General features: G+C 46.7%; 18 protein-coding genes. 12 read left to right on the top strand and 6 right to left on the bottom strand.

Going from position 1 to position 15,579, the window contains the following annotated elements; translation table 11 throughout:
- Nucleotides 1-75: 75 nt before the first annotated feature.
- Nucleotides 76-807, top strand: coding sequence for a cyclase family protein (locus C4K46_RS07470; protein WP_209628272.1), 732 nt, complete (start codon nt 76-78; stop codon nt 805-807).
- A 311-nt stretch (nt 808-1,118) separates the two neighbouring features.
- Here the strand turns inward: C4K46_RS07470 and rnjA are convergent, their stop codons facing one another.
- The 3 genes from rnjA to C4K46_RS07455 form a co-directional block, all read right to left on the bottom strand.
- The gene (gene rnjA / locus C4K46_RS07465; protein WP_209628271.1) at nt 1,119-2,801 is read right to left on the bottom strand and encodes a ribonuclease J1; all 1,683 of its coding nucleotides are present in this window, start codon (nt 2,799-2,801) and stop codon (nt 1,119-1,121) included.
- 3 nt (nt 2,802-2,804) lie between these two features.
- On the bottom strand, nt 2,805-3,035 hold the full coding sequence (locus C4K46_RS07460; protein WP_209628270.1) for a DNA-dependent RNA polymerase subunit epsilon: 231 nt from the start codon (nt 3,033-3,035) through the stop codon (nt 2,805-2,807).
- A gap of 448 nt (nt 3,036-3,483) precedes the next feature.
- Nucleotides 3,484-4,518 (bottom strand): SDR family oxidoreductase, encoded by a 1,035-nt coding sequence (locus tag C4K46_RS07455; protein ID WP_209628269.1) that lies wholly within the window; start codon nt 4,516-4,518, stop codon nt 3,484-3,486.
- A gap of 129 nt (nt 4,519-4,647) precedes the next feature.
- On the opposite strand from C4K46_RS07455, the gene C4K46_RS07450 reads away from it, so the two are divergent.
- The 8 genes from C4K46_RS07450 to C4K46_RS07415 all read left to right on the top strand — a co-directional run bounded on the left by C4K46_RS07450 (nt 4,648) and on the right by C4K46_RS07415 (nt 9,991).
- Nucleotides 4,648-5,109, top strand: a complete 462-nt coding sequence (locus C4K46_RS07450) for a MarR family winged helix-turn-helix transcriptional regulator (RefSeq protein WP_209628268.1) — start codon at nt 4,648-4,650, stop codon at nt 5,107-5,109.
- 10 nt (nt 5,110-5,119) lie between these two features.
- Entirely contained in the window at nt 5,120-5,803 is a 684-nt protein-coding gene (gene tsaB, locus C4K46_RS07445; RefSeq protein ID WP_209628267.1) for a tRNA (adenosine(37)-N6)-threonylcarbamoyltransferase complex dimerization subunit type 1 TsaB, read from the top strand.
- Entirely contained in the window at nt 5,800-6,246 is a 447-nt protein-coding gene (rimI, locus tag C4K46_RS07440; RefSeq protein WP_209628266.1) for a ribosomal protein S18-alanine N-acetyltransferase, read from the top strand. The genes tsaB and rimI overlap by 4 nt, the downstream gene beginning before the upstream one ends.
- Entirely contained in the window at nt 6,236-7,252 is a 1,017-nt protein-coding gene (gene tsaD, locus C4K46_RS07435) for a tRNA (adenosine(37)-N6)-threonylcarbamoyltransferase complex transferase subunit TsaD (protein ID WP_209628265.1), read from the top strand. Before rimI ends, tsaD begins: the two co-directional genes overlap by 11 nt.
- A 6-nt stretch (nt 7,253-7,258) precedes the next feature.
- Nucleotides 7,259-7,951 carry an AzlC family ABC transporter permease gene (locus tag C4K46_RS07430; protein ID WP_209628264.1) on the top strand — a complete coding sequence of 231 codons (693 nt, stop codon included), beginning with the start codon at nt 7,259-7,261 and terminating at the stop codon, nt 7,949-7,951.
- Nucleotides 7,944-8,267 (top strand): AzlD domain-containing protein, encoded by a 324-nt coding sequence (locus tag C4K46_RS07425; RefSeq protein ID WP_209628263.1) that lies wholly within the window; start codon nt 7,944-7,946, stop codon nt 8,265-8,267. The genes C4K46_RS07430 and C4K46_RS07425 overlap by 8 nt, the downstream gene beginning before the upstream one ends.
- A gap of 65 nt (nt 8,268-8,332) precedes the next feature.
- Nucleotides 8,333-9,079 carry a class I SAM-dependent methyltransferase gene (locus tag C4K46_RS07420; RefSeq protein WP_209628262.1) on the top strand — a complete coding sequence of 249 codons (747 nt, stop codon included), beginning with the start codon at nt 8,333-8,335 and terminating at the stop codon, nt 9,077-9,079.
- 51 nt (nt 9,080-9,130) lie between these two features.
- On the top strand, nt 9,131-9,991 hold the full coding sequence (locus C4K46_RS07415; RefSeq protein ID WP_209628261.1) for an arginase family protein: 861 nt from the start codon (nt 9,131-9,133) through the stop codon (nt 9,989-9,991).
- Nucleotides 9,992-10,030: 39 nt separating this feature from the next.
- On the opposite strand, the gene aao is transcribed toward C4K46_RS07415, so the two are convergent.
- The gene (gene aao, locus C4K46_RS07410; protein WP_209628260.1) at nt 10,031-11,203 is read right to left on the bottom strand and encodes an aminoacetone oxidase; all 1,173 of its coding nucleotides are present in this window, start codon (nt 11,201-11,203) and stop codon (nt 10,031-10,033) included.
- Between the two features lie 133 nt (nt 11,204-11,336).
- On the opposite strand from aao, the gene C4K46_RS07405 reads away from it, so the two are divergent.
- From C4K46_RS07405 to C4K46_RS07395, 3 genes are read left to right on the top strand one after another with little or no spacing between them, the layout of a single operon-like run.
- A complete protein-coding gene (locus C4K46_RS07405; protein ID WP_209628259.1) occupies nt 11,337-11,831 on the top strand; it encodes a DUF536 domain-containing protein in 495 nt (164 codons plus the stop codon).
- Between the two features lie 53 nt (nt 11,832-11,884).
- Nucleotides 11,885-12,685 carry a YdcF family protein gene (locus tag C4K46_RS07400; protein ID WP_209628258.1) on the top strand — a complete coding sequence of 267 codons (801 nt, stop codon included), beginning with the start codon at nt 11,885-11,887 and terminating at the stop codon, nt 12,683-12,685.
- Nucleotides 12,682-14,436, top strand: coding sequence for a glycerophosphodiester phosphodiesterase (locus C4K46_RS07395; protein ID WP_209628257.1), 1,755 nt, complete (start codon nt 12,682-12,684; stop codon nt 14,434-14,436). Before C4K46_RS07400 ends, C4K46_RS07395 begins: the two co-directional genes overlap by 4 nt.
- A gap of 271 nt (nt 14,437-14,707) precedes the next feature.
- Here C4K46_RS07395 and C4K46_RS07390 read toward each other — a convergent pair whose 3' ends face one another.
- Entirely contained in the window at nt 14,708-15,106 is a 399-nt protein-coding gene (locus C4K46_RS07390) for a ribosomal maturation YjgA family protein (protein WP_209628256.1), read from the bottom strand.
- A 6-nt stretch (nt 15,107-15,112) separates the two neighbouring features.
- The gene (locus C4K46_RS07385; RefSeq protein WP_209628255.1) at nt 15,113-15,412 is read right to left on the bottom strand and encodes a YbaB/EbfC family nucleoid-associated protein; all 300 of its coding nucleotides are present in this window, start codon (nt 15,410-15,412) and stop codon (nt 15,113-15,115) included.
- Nucleotides 15,413-15,579: the final 167 nt, after the last annotated feature.

Raw genomic sequence — 15,579 nt, 5'->3', positions numbered from 1 at the left:
GATTGAGGTCCAAGGGGCGCTCTAGCCCTTCTTTGTCAATTGGTTTATGTTTTCATAGTCGATAAGGAGGCTACCATGTCAGATTTGTTAGAACTTTGTCAGCAGTTAAAGGAGAAGAAGTGGGTTGATTTATCCCATCAAATTGATGAGGCTTCTCCAAAATTTCCAGCCTTGCCTGCCCTGGAAAAGGAGGCACTCTTTACTCATAAGGACGGCTTTTTTGTCCAAAAGTTCTCTGTGGTTGGCCAATACGGAACCCATATTGATGCTCCCATCCACTTTGTCGAGGGCGCGCGCTGGCTGGACGAGATTCCCTTGAAGGATTTACTTTTGCCCCTTTATGTTATCGACAAATCTGAAGCAGTAGCTGAAAATCCAGACTATATCCTGAGTAAGGAGGACATTTTAGACTTTGAAACCCAGCATGGGCCGATTCTTCCAGGCTCTTTTGTGGCCTTTCGGAGTGACTGGTCCCGACGTTGGCCTGATTTGGCAGCGGTGCGCAATCTTGATGAGCAAGGTCGGCAAAGGACTCCTGGCTGGGGAAGGGATGCCCTGGAGTTTCTCATCAAGGAGCGTCAAGTCAAGGCGGTGGGGCATGAGACTCTGGATACAGATGCAGGTCTCCCTGCTGCTGAGCACGGTTTAATAGAGGAATACTATCTTTTAGAGCAGGACATTTACCAGCTGGAAGTCATGAACAATCTGCATCAACTACCAGCTAAAGGAGCCTTGATTTCCATTGCCTTTCCTCATTGGAAGGAGGCTAGTGGCTCTCCTGTTCGGGCCTTGGCTATTTTACCATAAAAGTAGGGTAAAAAATTCCAAAGATAACTTTCCGGTCTATTGTTACCGGCTTATTAACTCTCAAACTTTCTGGTGTGAAACTGCAAAGTACTCAGGCTTCCTAAGGAAACTGAAAGACTAGACATCTTATTTTATTCTTACAATTTTAGAGGCCGGAGACTTTGTCTCGGTCTCTTTTTGCTGGGCTTTAGTCTATTTTATCTAAAAGAAGAAATTGAAAAGCCACCAGCTAAGCTGATGGCAGCAGGGCTTTTGCCCATTATTTCCAGTTTGAAGGGAGGTCGCTGGAAGACCTGACTTGTGCCTCTTTCTTATTCCTCGCCATCGGGTGTTAAAATCATTGGAATGATGATTGGTTCCCGCTCAGTTGTTTCGTAGAGGAAGGGACGGAGGGCATTTACAATGGCGCCGTTAACCGATTGGATGCTAGCGTCCTTGTTCTTCAAGGCAATCCGAATGGCATTGAAGAGGATTCGCTGGCTCTGGCGAATCAAGTCACCCGACTCCCGCATGTAGATAAAGCCACGACTGAGGATATCTGGTCCTGCTAGAATCATCTTAGACTTGAAGTCAACGGTGGCAACGGCTAAAACAACACCGTCTTCGGAAAGGTCCTTGCGGTCTCTTAGGACAGCAGCCCCAATCTCACCGATACGGTTTCCGTCAACATAGATGTCCTGGGCATTGAAGCTACCGGCAATTCGAGCGGAATTTTCAGTTAGGGCCAGGACGTCACCATTGCTCATGATAAAGATATTATCCTTGGGTACTCCAGTGTCTACGGCTAGTCCGGCATGGACTTTCTGCATTCGGTATTCACCATGGACCGGCATGAAGTACTTAGGCTTAATCAAGCGCAACATGAGTTTTTGCTCTTGTTGGCCTCCGTGACCCGAGGTGTGGATATTGTTAATCTTACCATGGATGACGTTGACCCCAGCCTCGGAGATGATGTTAATCAGCTTGTTGACACTGGTTGTATTTCCAGGGATAGGGCTGGAAGAGAAAATAACGGTATCACCGGGTTGGAGCTGGACTTGGCGGTGGGTTCCATTGGCAATCCTTGATAGGGCAGCCATGGGTTCTCCCTGACTTCCGGTACACATAATTAGGAGCTCACCAGCTGGATAGTCCTTGATTTCATTTGGCTCGATAAAGGTCCCTTTTGGCACCTTGATGTAGCCCAGTTCAATCCCGTTGACAATGGCTTTTTCCATAGAGCGACCAAAGACAACGATTTTGCGTCCGGTCTTAACGGCAGCATCTGCGGCCTGCTGGAGCCGGAAAATGTTGGAGGCGAAGGAGGCAAAGATAATCCGCCCCTGGATGCCCTCGATGATTTTCATGATTGACTGGCCGACAACTTTTTCTGAATTAGTAAAGGTTGGCACCTCGGCATTGGTCGAATCTGACAAGAGGGCTAGCACGCCTTCTTCGCCCAAGGCTGCCATTCGGTGGAGGTCAGCTGGTTCACCAACCGGTGTAAAGTCAAACTTGAAGTCTCCGGTGCAGACAACCTTACCTTGAGGGGTGTGGATAACAATTCCTAGAGGCTCTGGAATCGAGTGGGTCGTCCGAAAGAAGGTCGCTTTTAGATTTTTAAATTGGAGCTCGGTATTTTGATTGATTTCATAGAGTTTGGCATCACGTAAGAGCCCATGTTCTTCTAGCTTGCCACGAATGAGGGCCAGGGCCAGGGGACCAGCATAGATGGGAACATTGGCCTGCTTGAGTAGGAAGGGAATCCCTCCGATGTGGTCCTCGTGACCGTGGGTAATGAGGACACCCTTGATGCGGTCGATATTCTCAACGATATAGGAGTAGTCGGGGATAACATAGTCAATCCCTAAGAGGTCGTCCTCGGGGAATTTAATCCCTGCGTCTACAATGATAATTTCATCTTGGTATTCAATGCCGTAAGTATTTTTTCCGATTTCTCCCAGACCACCGATAGCAAAAACACCAACTTCTTTTGGTTTTAACTGATAGGCCATGGTTTAGAACTCCCTTAATTCAAAGGTGCCTGATTCTTTCTCATATTCTAAGTGCTTATCAGACAGTAGTTCGATAAATTCGATGTTGTAATTGGTGTTTTCTTCGACCAGCTTGCGTGCTTGGATACGGCCTTCAAGCTCAGATTCGGCTGGCACTTGGAGGTAGAGTGAGCGCGTCTTTTCTCTTTGAGGACTGCGATCCTTGGTTTCCTGGTAAAAAACTTTGTAAATCATTCGTTTTCCTTTCCCTGCTAGGTTGAATAGGGGACGGCTAGTGTTTTTTGTCCCAAACTATTTTTTCATTACTCCAAGGAAGGCCCCTTTGCTGGTTGCCAACCTCTCTTATATTAGGAATAGAAGTCTAGCAGTCTCTAGTTTTGACTTGACTGGGTTTAATTAAAATGCTCGGCTTGGCCCTTTTTATAGGTCAAGAGCAGTCTACTAGCCTGGTTAGCTGAGGCTCAGCCTTGTCTGGAGGCAGGCAGAAACCCTCATGACTAAAGGCTGACTAGCTTGTTTGAGTCAGTCCCTTCCTTCTATGAAATTGTTAGAGTAATGAAATTAACCTGATTTTTGATTATTGTCATTATACCATAGATGAAGGAAACTAGGCAAGTCGGGGAAGGAAATTTAGGGAGAAGGCAAGGGTGGAAAAAATGAAAGGGCTAGTTTCCAAAGAAGCCTAGTCTGAATCCAGAAAATGATGGCTACGATAATAGTTGAAAACATCAGTCAGGGTTTCTTCAAGGGGGCGAAAGTGGGCGCCCAGTTCTTTTTTGGCCTTGGCAGTGGTGAAATTACTAGAGAGATACTCTGAGTTCATCAAATTAGCTAGTTCCTTGGTGATAAAGATTGGTTTTTTGCTAATCCAATGATAGAGTTCACTACCGCGGGCGTAAATTTTAAGAGCCCAAGAGGGAATTTTACGCTTGGGAGCGGGTCGGCCTGTAATCTTTTCGAGTAGTCCATACAGGGTCTCTAAGGTGACTTGAGGTCCGGCGGCTAGGTAACGTTGGCCCCTGCGCCCATACCTGAGGGCCCGGATGTGAATATCGGCCACATCTCGGGCATCTACGGCGCTATAACTGGCTCGAATCAGGCCAGGGAGCTTGCCTTGGACAAAATTGATAACCAGCTGGCCACTGGAGGTGGGACCTATATCTCCGGGTCCGAACATCACACTGGGAAGGACAAAGCAGGCAAAGCAATCGGGATGCTGTTCCAGAAAGTCTACCAGGGTCTCTTCGCTCAAAATTTTGCTGCGATAGTAGTCATAGGGAGTGTCTTTTGAGCGAGACATGGTTTCGTCAATGATCTGCCCGCGATGTCCTTCAAGGACAACACTAGAAGAAGTGTGGACAACTTGGCGAATGCCCGCATCATAGGCAGCCTCTAGGAGCCGTCGACTGCCTAAGACATTGGTTTCATAGAGCTCCTGCCAGTGTTTTCCTCCTTTATAATTGTCGCGAAAGAAGGCTGCTGTATGAAAGAGGCTATCGCAGCCAAGCAGTTCTTTTTGGTAGCTTTTAGGCTTTAATAAATCACCGACTACCCAGCGAATAGGTAGGTCTCCGAATTGTTGCTGGGCTTTTTCCTTGGAGCGGACCAGGGCGGTCACCTCGATATTTTCTTTGAGGAGGGCTCGGACCAGGTTGTTTCCTAAAAGACCGGTGGCCCCGGTCACAAAGGCTTTTTTAATCTTTCTTGCTGCTGGCATTTGGACTTCCTTTCTTAAAAATAGATGACATGTCATTTATTTTAAATTTTAGCTTTTTGCAGCTTATTTGTCAACAATTTGGCTAATCTAGTGTAAAATAGTAGAGAAGTGTTTTTAGAGGAGGTTCCAATGAAAGAGACAGGTAGTCGTTTTGCTTATTTATTTAGAAGTGCGGAAAGTCGAGCTAGCAAAGAATATGGCCGGCTCTTGGCTCCTCTAGGCCTTACTCCCAACCAAGCAGAGGTAATCAGGGTTTTAGACCAGTATGGCCCCTTGTCGCTCAAGGGACTGGGAGAGTTGTTGATTTGTGAGGAAAAGAGTCCCAGTCGCCTGGTTCAGGCCCTGATAAAAAAAGACCTGGTCCATCGGGAAATCTCAAGTCAGGATAAGCGGCGTTCGCTCCTATCGCTGACAGAAGCGGGGCAAAAATTAGCCCGTCAAGTGGCCGAGCAAGAGGCCTTTTGGGGCAAGGAACTAGAAAAGCAAGTACCTAATCTGGCAGAATTTAGTCGGGTTCTAGAGGCCTACTTGGCTGGTAGTTTTTATGAGGATAAATTGAGACGGCGTTCTTTTTGGCCAGAAGAAAAATGAGAGGAAAAGTATGAAAATTTTAGCTTTTGATACATCCAATAAGGCCTTGAGCCTGGCTATTACGGAGGATGATCAGGTCCTGGGGAAGGTGACCCTTAATATTAAGAAAAACCACAGTGTCAGCCTGATGCCCAGTCTGGACTTTTTAATGCAGAGTTTGGATTTGAAACCAGAAGATTTAGATCGGATTGTTGTGGCAGAGGGACCGGGTAGTTATACTGGCTTGCGGGTGGCTGTGGCGACAGCTAAAACCCTGGCCTATAGCCTCAAAATTGACTTGGTCGGTGTCTCCAGTCTGCGGATTCTAGTAGCTGATGATTTGACAGGTCTGGTTATCCCCTTGATGGATGCTCGGCGCAATAATGTTTATGCGGGCTTTTACCAAGAGGGAGAGGCAGTGAGAGAGGAAGCCCATCTCTCCTTGGCTGAAGTTTTGGACTTTGCCAAGGACTTTCCAGATGTCAGCTTTGTTGGGGAAGTTGAGGCTTTTACTGAGCAGATTCGGGCAGCCTTGCCTACCGCTAAAATCAAGCCTAGTCTGGCAGATGCAACTTGTCTAGCCCGTCTGGGGGCTCAGAAAGAGAGCCAAGCCATTCATGACTTCACCCCCAACTATCTGAAGCGAGTAGAGGCGGAGGAAAATTGGCTCAAGAATCATCAGGAAACAGAGGCTTCCTATATCAAACGGCTATGATTTTAATTGAAAAATATGAGAAAAAGTCTAGTCCAGCTGACCTAATTGAGCAGATTGACCAGCTCTTTAGGCGGGTTTACGGAGTCAGTCCTTGGACAGTCAGTCAAATTGAGCAGGATTTGACGTTGGGTCAGACCACTTATTTTTTAGCCTGGTCGGATGAGCGTCTGCTAGCCCTCTTGGTCGTTTTGGAGACGGACTTTGAAATTGAAATTCTCCAGCTGGCGGTGGACCCTAGCTACCAGAGGCAGGGCTTGGCCGGGGCCTTGATGGATCAGTTGGATAGCAGAAAAGCCCTCTTTTTAGAGGTCAGAGAGTCCAATCCAAAAGCCCGTTGCTTTTATCAAGGCCGGGGACTGAAAGAGTTAGCTAGGCGGAAAAATTACTATCGGGCGCCTGTGGAGGACGCCCTAATCATGAAAAGAGAGAGCAATGAAGGATAGATATATTTTAGCTTTTGAGACATCTTGCGATGAAACCAGTGTCGCTGTCTTAAAAAATGAAAAAGAGCTATTATCAAATGTAATCGCCAGTCAAATCGATAGTCACAAGCGATTTGGGGGCGTTGTCCCAGAAGTGGCTAGTCGCCACCATGTCGAGGTGATTACGGCCTGTATCGAAGAGGCCCTAGCTGAGGCAGGAATCAGCGACAAAGAGGTGACTGCAGTGGCGGTTACCTATGGACCAGGCTTGGTCGGGGCCCTCTTAGTGGGATTAGCGGCGGCCAAGAGTTTTGCCTGGGCCCATCAACTTCCTTTGATTCCGGTCAATCACATGGCTGGTCACCTGATGGCAGCCCAAAGTGTCACTGACTTGAAATTTCCCCTGCTGGCCCTTTTGGTCAGTGGTGGCCATACCGAGTTAGTCTATGTTAGCCAGGCTGGAGACTATAAGATTGTCGGTGAAACGCGGGACGACGCGGTTGGAGAGGCCTATGATAAGATAGGCCGGGTCATGGGCTTGAGCTATCCTGCTGGCCGAGAAATTGACCAGCTGGCCCACCAGGGACAAGATGTTTATGACTTTCCGCGGGCTATGATAAAAGAGGACAATTTAGAGTTTTCCTTCTCTGGTCTCAAGTCGGCCTTTATCAATCTCTATCACAATGCCGATCAGCGTGGAGAAGAGCTGTCCCAGGCTGATTTGGCGGCTAGCTTTCAGGCGGCTGTCTTGGATATCCTTCTAGCCAAGACTAAAAAGGCCCTAGTCCAATATCCAGTAGAGAGCCTGGTTGTGGCAGGAGGAGTAGCGGCTAACCAAGGCCTGCGTGAACGTTTGGCCGCAGAGCTTGGTCAACATCTAGAGATTATCATTCCTCCCTTGCGGCTTTGTGGCGACAATGCGGGTATGATTGCCTATGCTAGTGTCAGTGAATGGAACAATGGAAATGTTGCAGGTCTTGATCTGAATGCCAAGCCGAGCCTGGCCTTTGAGGCCTTAGAAGAGTAGGAGTCTATGAAAGAAAAAACCTTTAGTCAGGGAGTGAGAGCAGCCATACCAACAGCCTTGGGCTACATCAGTATCGGTCTGGCCTGTGGTATTATTGCGGCTCCCTACCTCAATCCAGTAGAAATGGGCCTGATGAGCTTTTTGGTCTATGCTGGGAGTGCCCAATTTGTTATGCTATCCTTGATTGCTGTCCAAGCCTCGATAGCGGATATTGCCTTGACCGTTTTCTTTATCAATCTCCGCTTTTTCTTGCTTAGTCTACACACCTCAACCTTCTTTCGGAGCTCCAGCCTCTGGCAAAATCTGGCTATCGGTAGCCTATTAACTGATGAGAGCTACGGGGTACTATTGACCGAGCAAATCAAGGATGATACGGTTTCGGCCAGCTGGATGCAGGGGAATAATCTGATGAGCTATCTGTCTTGGACCTTGGCGACCATTCTGGGGGCGGCTCTTGGGAGCTTCTTACCCAATCCAGAGCCTTTGGGTCTGGACTTTGCCCTTTTGGGGATGTTTATCGGAATTTTTGCAGCCCAGTTTTTGGTCATGCTCCACAAGGTCAAACTGCAAAAGTTACTCTTAATCTTGCTTGTGGTTGGTCTGGCCTTTCTGGCCTTGACGAGCTTGCTTTCTCAATCTTTGGCTGTCTTACTCGCAACCTTGATTGGCTGTACAGTGGGGGTGGTGCTTGATGATTAGTTCTTATATCCTTTTGGTTGTCCTCTTTTCGGCCCTAGTGACCTGGCTACCCAGGACCCTGCCCTTTATCTTGGTCAAGTATCGGGGTCTGCCTAAAATCGTGGAGAGATTTCTCCAGTATCTGCCGGTCTCTATTATCTTTGCCCTGATTTTATCCAGTGTTACCCAAGGGAAAATCGGAGGTCTCCCTAGCTTTAAGTGGTTGGATTTGCTAGCAGTTTTGCCGACAACCTTGATTGCCTTTCGCTATCGTAATCTGGTCTTGACCGTTATTTTTGGGGTCTGCCTCGTCGCTCTTTTACGATTTATTTTCTAAGAATTATCAGAAATCTTTTAAAATATGATATACTTATTTTAACTAAAAGAAAATGAGGTGAAGTTATGGCAGAAGCAGGACATACATTTTTAGCTAAGCTAGGCAAGAAGAGACTGCGTCCCGGGGGCAAGAGAGCCACTGACTGGCTGATTGAACAAGGGAAATTTTCAGCTGATAAAAAGGTCCTTGAAGTGGCCTGCAATATGGGGACTACTACGGTTGAATTGGCCAAGACCTATGGCTGTCAAATCACAGCTATTGACTTGGATGCCAAGGCCCTGGACCAGGCTAGAGCCAATGCTGAAAAGGCAGCTGTGACAGAGTTGGTAAGCTTTGAAAAGGCTAATGCCATGAAGCTCCCCTATGAGGATAATAGTTTTGATATTGTCATCAATGAAGCCATGCTGACCATGCAGACCGAAAAAGGGAAAAACAAGTGCCTGGATGAATACTACCGCGTTTTAAAACCAGGTGGCGTCCTTTTGACCCATGATGTTATGCTCAAAAGGCAGGACGAGGCTGTGCGGCAGGAATTATCCAAGGCCATCCATGTCAATGTCGGTCCCTTGACCGAGGGTGGTTGGATTCAGCTGGCGCGTGGTCATCAATTCCACAAGGTGGAGACTTTCGCAGGGGATATGACCCTGATGAGTCCCAAGGGCATGATTTATGATGAGGGCTTGGCAGGTACCCTAAAGATTGTCAAAAATGCCCTCAAAAAGGAAAATCGCCCGATGTTTTTTAATATGTTCAAAACCTTTAAGAAAAATAAGGAAAAACTCGGCTTTATCGCTATGGCGTCCTATAAATAAAAAGACCTCCTGCCTGATGCAGGAGGATTTTCAACGTGCCAGGAGGAAAAAATGACAACCTTACGTTTACTATTGCCGCAATGGCAGGGAGGAATGAACCCTCACTATGTTTTAGGAGCAGAATTACTGGCGCTGATTGCTCCGCCTTCGGATAAAGCTGAGACTGTGACAGTTGATGTTAGGAAAGATTTTGACAAGGGCTTGCAAACAGAAAAGGGAGTTGACCGTTATCAAGATTTGATGAATCAACTAGTGGCGACAAGGCAGATTTTGGAGAGAAAACAACCCGATAAAATTATCGCTTTTGGTGGAGATTGCTCCGTCTCACAAGCCCCCTTTTCCTACCTTCTTGAAAAATATGGGGAAAAATTAGGGATTCTCTGGTTGGATGCACATCCGGATATAGCAAGGGCTGATCAGTCTTCTCACTTGAATGAAATGGTTCTGGGTAATTTAATAGGCGAAGGAAATCCAGCCTTTGCTGAGCAGGTCAAGCAAGCAATAGCTCCAGAAAAAGTGATGTATGGGGGACTAATTGAAAAAGAATTACGCCCAATAGATGACGGAGTATGGCGTCATCACATTCCTTTTGCCAATCCTGAAGATTTGCAAAAGGACTCGCAAGTGATTTTAAATTGGCTGGAAGCTAACCAGCTTGAATTTTTAGCGATTCATTTTGATTTGGATGTATTATCTCCAATGGATTTTCGTTCTATTTATCCCGCAGAACCACATACCCGCTTGGAAGATTTTCCCGCAGCAGTCGGAGAGCTGACTTTGGAGCAAATCGTCCGAATGTTGAACGATGTCCATTCAAAAGCTAAGATAGTAGGCTTGACGCTTGCTGAGCATTTGCCTTGGGACGCGATTCGTTTGAGAGAAAGTTTAAGCCAGATTCCTATTTTTAAATAGGACAGTCCTTACAAAAAAGATGAGTTTTGGCTCATCTTTTTAGTTATTCAAACTCCCTGCAACCCAGCCGGTGGCAAGGGCACAGGTGATATTAAAGCCGCCGGTGTGCGCATTGATGTCCATGACCTCGCCAGCAAAGTAGAGCCCGGACACTAGCTTACTTTCCAGTGTTTTGGGATTGATTTCCTTGAGACTGACCCCGCCCTTGGTGACAAAGGACTTAGACAGCGACATCTTGCCCGTCACGGGAATGGCGAGGCTCTTGAGGCGCTGGAGCAGCTGCTCTTCGTCTTTCGCTGTCAGTTGCTTGACTTTTTCGGGAAATGGCTGGGCATAAAAATCCGCTAAGCGCTCGGGTAAGAGAGCTTTGAGAGCATTTTTAAGGGATTTTTCCCGCTCCTTTTTTAGAAAGTCTAGCACATCCTGCTCGGTCAGCTGGGGCAGAACATCTAAATAAATGGTTTCCCCACCCTTGACAAAGCTAGAGAGACGCAAAGCGGCAGGACCAGAGAGGCCAAAATGGGTAAAGAGCAAATCGTGGGTGATGACGTGCTTGCCATAGCTGAGGGTGACATCATCTAGCGAAATACCCTGCAAGGCCTTGTGGGGGAAGTCGGTCAGAAGCGGACTTTCAGCTGCTTCAAGCTCTGTAATCGTATGCTTAAAATGGCGGGCGATTTCGTGGCCAAAGCCGGTCGATCCGGTGGAGGGATAGGACTTACCACCGGTTGTGACAATCAGTCGTTTTGCTGTCCAAGTTTCTGTCTGTGAGCGTAGGAGAAAAGCCTCTCCCTCCTTTTTAACCGAGACAATCTCAGTTTGGGTTTGGATAGTGACTCCTAAATCCAGCATTTTCTTTTCTAGGGCATTGATAATCGTCTTTGACTTGTCGCTGACTGGAAAGACCCGACCATGGTCCTCAACCTTTAAGGCTACCCCATTTTCCTCAAAAAAATGAATAATATCGTGGTTGTCAAACTGGGAAAAGACGCTGTAAAGAAAGCGGCCATTTCCTGGAATCCCAGCCAACAAATCGTCTAAAGTTCCGTTATTGGTGACATTACAGCGACCGCCACCGGTTCCAGCTAACTTTTTGCCCAGACGGCGATTTTTTTCTAGCAACAGGGTTTTCTGGCCATAAAAGCTACTGGAAATAGCAGCCATCATGCCAGCGGGTCCTGCTCCGATAATGATGGTATCAAAATTGTTCATAGTCTTATTTTAACACAAAAGTAGCAGAAAGAAAGTCTCTGCTTTTCCTTATAAGATAAAGGGCAGATTTGACAGTTAAGGCTTGATATGTTAAGATTTAGGTAGCTAAATCAAGAAAAAATTAGAGGAATATATGGCAATTGAAAAGACAGTCAGCGAGCTAGCTGAAATCTTAGGAGTTAGCCGTCAGGCAATCAATAATCGGGTCAAGGCCTTGGCCCCTGAAGATACGGAAAAGAATGAAAAAGGGGTAACGGTCGTTACCCGCAGTGGCCTGATTAAGCTTGAGGAGATTTACAAAAAGACTATTTTTGATGATGAACCAGTCAGTGAGGATGTCAAGCAACGGGAGCTGATGGAGATTTTGGTCGACGAGAAAAATGCTGAGATTGTCCGCCTATATGAGCAGTTGAAGTCCAAGGACCAGCAGTTGGCCAAGAAAGATGAGCAGTTGCGGGTCAAGGATGTTCAAATCGCTGAAAAGGATAAGCAACTGGACCAGCAGCAACAGCTGACCCTTCAGTCCATGAAGGATCGGGATACCCTTAAAATTGAATTGAAAGAGGCCAAGGAAAGGGTACAGGAGCAGGAGCGCAAGGGCTTTTTTGCTCGCTTATTTGGTAGATAGAAAAAATCTCAGTTGTCTAGCTGAGATTTATTTGCTTTAGAAGAGGAAATGAGATGAAGGAAAAAATTGCTGAGCAAATCAACCAGCTGGCTGATTTTTGCGGAAAGAGAGATTTGACTGACTTGAGTAGGGCCAGCCTCCAGGCCCGTTATGGTCTAGAGCAGGTAGATGTCTTTGTTCTTTTTGGGGGCAGCATTTTGGCTGGTGGTGATTTGCTGGCCCAGGCTATCAGACAAGGTTTAGCCCAGCATTATCTGATTGTCGGAGGGCGAGGTCATACGACTGCTAGCCTGGAGCAAGAACTAGTAGCGGTGGGGCTGGACTTGGTCGGTCAAGACCTTTCAGAGGCCCAGCTCTTTGCTAGCTACTTGCAGGAAAGGCGTGGCTTGACTGTGGACTTTCTAGAGACAGCCTCTACAAATTGTGGTAATAATATCAGCTATCTTTTGGACTTACTAGAGCGAGAAGGACTTGACTTTAAGAGCCTGATTTTCTGTCAGGATGCCACCATGCAACTGCGAATGGAGGCCGTTTGGCGCAAGCTTGCGCCTCAAGAGAGCCAAGTCATCAATTTTGCTAGCTATCAGACTCGGGTAAGGGTCAAAGATGGAAATTTGGTCTATGAAAAAGAGGAGCTGGGCATGTGGGACTTGGAGCGCTATCTGAGCCTATTGCTGGGAGAAATTCCTCGTCTGCGAGATGACCAGGAGGGCTATGGTCCCCTTGGCAAAAACTATCTAGCCCATGTGGATATTCCAGACCAGGTTGAGCAGGCCTTTGAGGGGCTGGCCCAGACTTACAGCCACCTCATCCGCCAGGCCAATCCCCGCTACGCATCCAAGGAGGAGAAATGAAAAAACAAAGACTGGGTTTAAGAAAAATTTATCATAATTTAGACAAGATTCTGCTCTTGCTCTTTTTGATTTTTATGGTTATGGAGGTTATTTGGATACCTCTGACTTCCTTTGGGGCGGACTGGCTCTTGCAGCAAACTGGGGCCCGCTACCTTTCCTATAGTAATCTAGGTCAGGTCTTTCTAAGCAAGCCCCTGATAACAGCGGCCTTTATCGGTCTATTCCTGGCCAATCTATTTTTGGCCTACTTGCAGATAGGGACCATTTTTATCGGGATTTACCTCCTTTTAAATCCCCAGACCAACTCTATTCGTGGTTTCCTGGGGCAGATATTTACCAGGTTGCGAGTCTTGGTTAAGAACTTTCGTCTATCTAAGGCCTTCTTTTGCCTCCTTTATGTGGGCTTTCTCTTTCCCTTTTTAAAGGGTCTACTCAAGATTCACTATTTCAAGAAAATTCTACTGCCAGAGTTTATCCAAACCTATCTCTTGCAGCAGCCCCTGCTGGCCCTGGCCCTACTTTGTTTGGCCCTGCTTTTATTTTATCTGGCAGTCCGTTGGGTTTATGCCTTGCCCCAGCTTTTCTTTGAGGAGAAAAGGGTCGGGGAGGCCCTGGCTTATAGCTGGAAAAAGACCAGTTGGAAATTCTGGCAGACCAGCTGGCAGTTGGGCTGGATCCTGCTTAAGTCCACGATTTTCTTTTACTTCTGGGGCTTTCTGATATTGCTAATCCAAAATATAGCGGATGATTTTCCCCAAGCCTGGTCCTTTTTTATAGCTCTGATAAACTTCGTTCTGCTGAAAATCCTGGACTATCAGGCCATGATTTACTTCATGCTCCTCTTTATCGCCTTTCTGACCGATAGTAGTCTACCTGATTTTCAACAGAAACACCGTCACCGTTGGGTCCGAGTGGTTATCTTATTCTTGAGCTTTTTATTCTTTGGACTAGAAGGACTCCTCTATATCTCACAACCAGCAGAAAAACCGCCCCTCTTGATTTCTCATCGGGGGGTCAGTGGGGAAAATGGGGTGCAAAATACCATCCCAGCCCTGGAAAAGACAGCTAGGCTCAAGCCGGACTTGGTAGAGATGGATGTGCAAGAGACAGCTGATAAGCAGTTTGTGATGATGCACGATGCCAATCTTAAGAGTTTAGCCGGCCTAGATGCCCGTCCCCAAGACTTGACCCTGGCGGACTTGACCCGCTTGACCTTACATGAAAATGGACATGAGGCCCCCTTGGCCAGCCTCAATGCCTACCTCCAGCGGGCGGACCAGTTGGGCCAAAAGCTCCTGATTGAGATTAAGACCAGCTCCAAAGACTCGCCTGATATGATGGAGCGTTTCCTAAAAGCCTATGGTCCCTATATTATCTCTAGGGGCCACCAGATGCACTCGCTGGACTATAAAGTAGTGCAGAGTGTGCGTAAGTATAGCTCGAAAATTCCGGTCTACTTTATCCTACCTTACAATACCATATTTCCCCAGACTTCTGCCACAGGCTACACCATGGAGTATAGTAGCCTGGATCAAAACTTTATGTTCAAGCTCTGGCTCCAAAACAAACAGGCCTATGCCTGGACTGTCAATAGCCAGTCAGCCATTAGACAAAGTTTGCTTTTGGGGGTAAACGGAATAATCACCGATGAGCTTTCTGAAGTCAAGGAAGCTATCCAGGAGGACCAGGAAGACCGAGATTATTCCAGTATTCTTGAAAAACAACTCTGGTACCATGTGGCTATTTTTTAGTCAGAGAAAAGGTGAAATAGGCTAGAAAATTTCCCTAATCAAGGAAAGCTTTCAAGCCCCTAGCTTTTGCAAGACCTATTAGGCTTAACTAGTCTAGTGTAACTTAAGCAAGGTCAGACAGAGGGTAAAAACTAGGGTGGCTAGCATCTATTTTCAATAACTATTTAGAGGTCCGAGACCCTTGTCTCGGCCTCTTTATTGTGCTTTTCAGACAGGATTTACAAAGAAAAAAATCACCAGCAAGGCTGGTGATTAGAAAGGACAACTTTCTTTACTTTTTAGTTGAATTATGAGTAAGTTCTCTTTTTTGAGCCTGCCTGTCTAGTTCCTTTTCTAGGGCCCAAATAAGGCCGACTCCTATGATATAGGCTAGAAGGTCGCTCACCAAGAAGCCCTGGCCCAAGAGGAGGTGGCCAATTGTAGTGGTGCGTAGCTGGACCAGCCAGTCCCAGGTCAGAAGTTGAGAAAATTCAACCAACCAGCTAGAGACTAAGGCTAGTAGGGCCAAGCGCCATCCTTCAAGCTTGGGAAGAAGAAAGCCCCAGGCTTCAAAGACTGTTGCTGCCCAGAGGGCGTCGCCAATCCCAGCTGGTAGGAAGGAAATTCTCCGAGACAGTAGTCCCAATAGGATGATGAGGACAGCCAGGCAAAATCGTCTAATGCGTTTCATTCGCTCTTAGAAAGGCAACTTGCCTGCAAAAGCTCCCAGTTTCTTCTTGCTGGCTTCTTCAATCTGGTCCAAGGCACTATTAAGGGCTTGGGTGGTCATATCTGACAAGGTTTCGATATCATCAGGGTCAACAACCGCCGCCGCAAAGTCAATCTTGACCACTTTTTTATCACCGGTCAAGGTCGCGACAACCAAATCTTGAGCAGACTTGCCAACAAATTCGGTCGCTGCCAATTCCGCTTGACCTTGCTCCATTTGCTTTTGCAATTTCTGCGCCTGCTTCATCATATTTTGCATATTCATCATAAGAAATATCTCCTTTATCTTCGAGGCTGTACCTCGTTCTTTTACATTCCGCTTAACATTATAGCATGTTTGGCTGGTAAAGCAAAGTTAAGAGACTATACTTTTCTTTGCCTATCATTAGAGAAGAAGATTGAATTTATGATATAATCTAAGTAATAAATAAAAGG

Source organism: Streptococcus oricebi (assembly GCF_017883985.1).
GTDB classification, from domain to species: Bacteria; Bacillota; Bacilli; order Lactobacillales; family Streptococcaceae; genus Streptococcus; species Streptococcus oricebi.
This window is presented reverse-complemented; position numbering and strand designations above follow the sequence as displayed.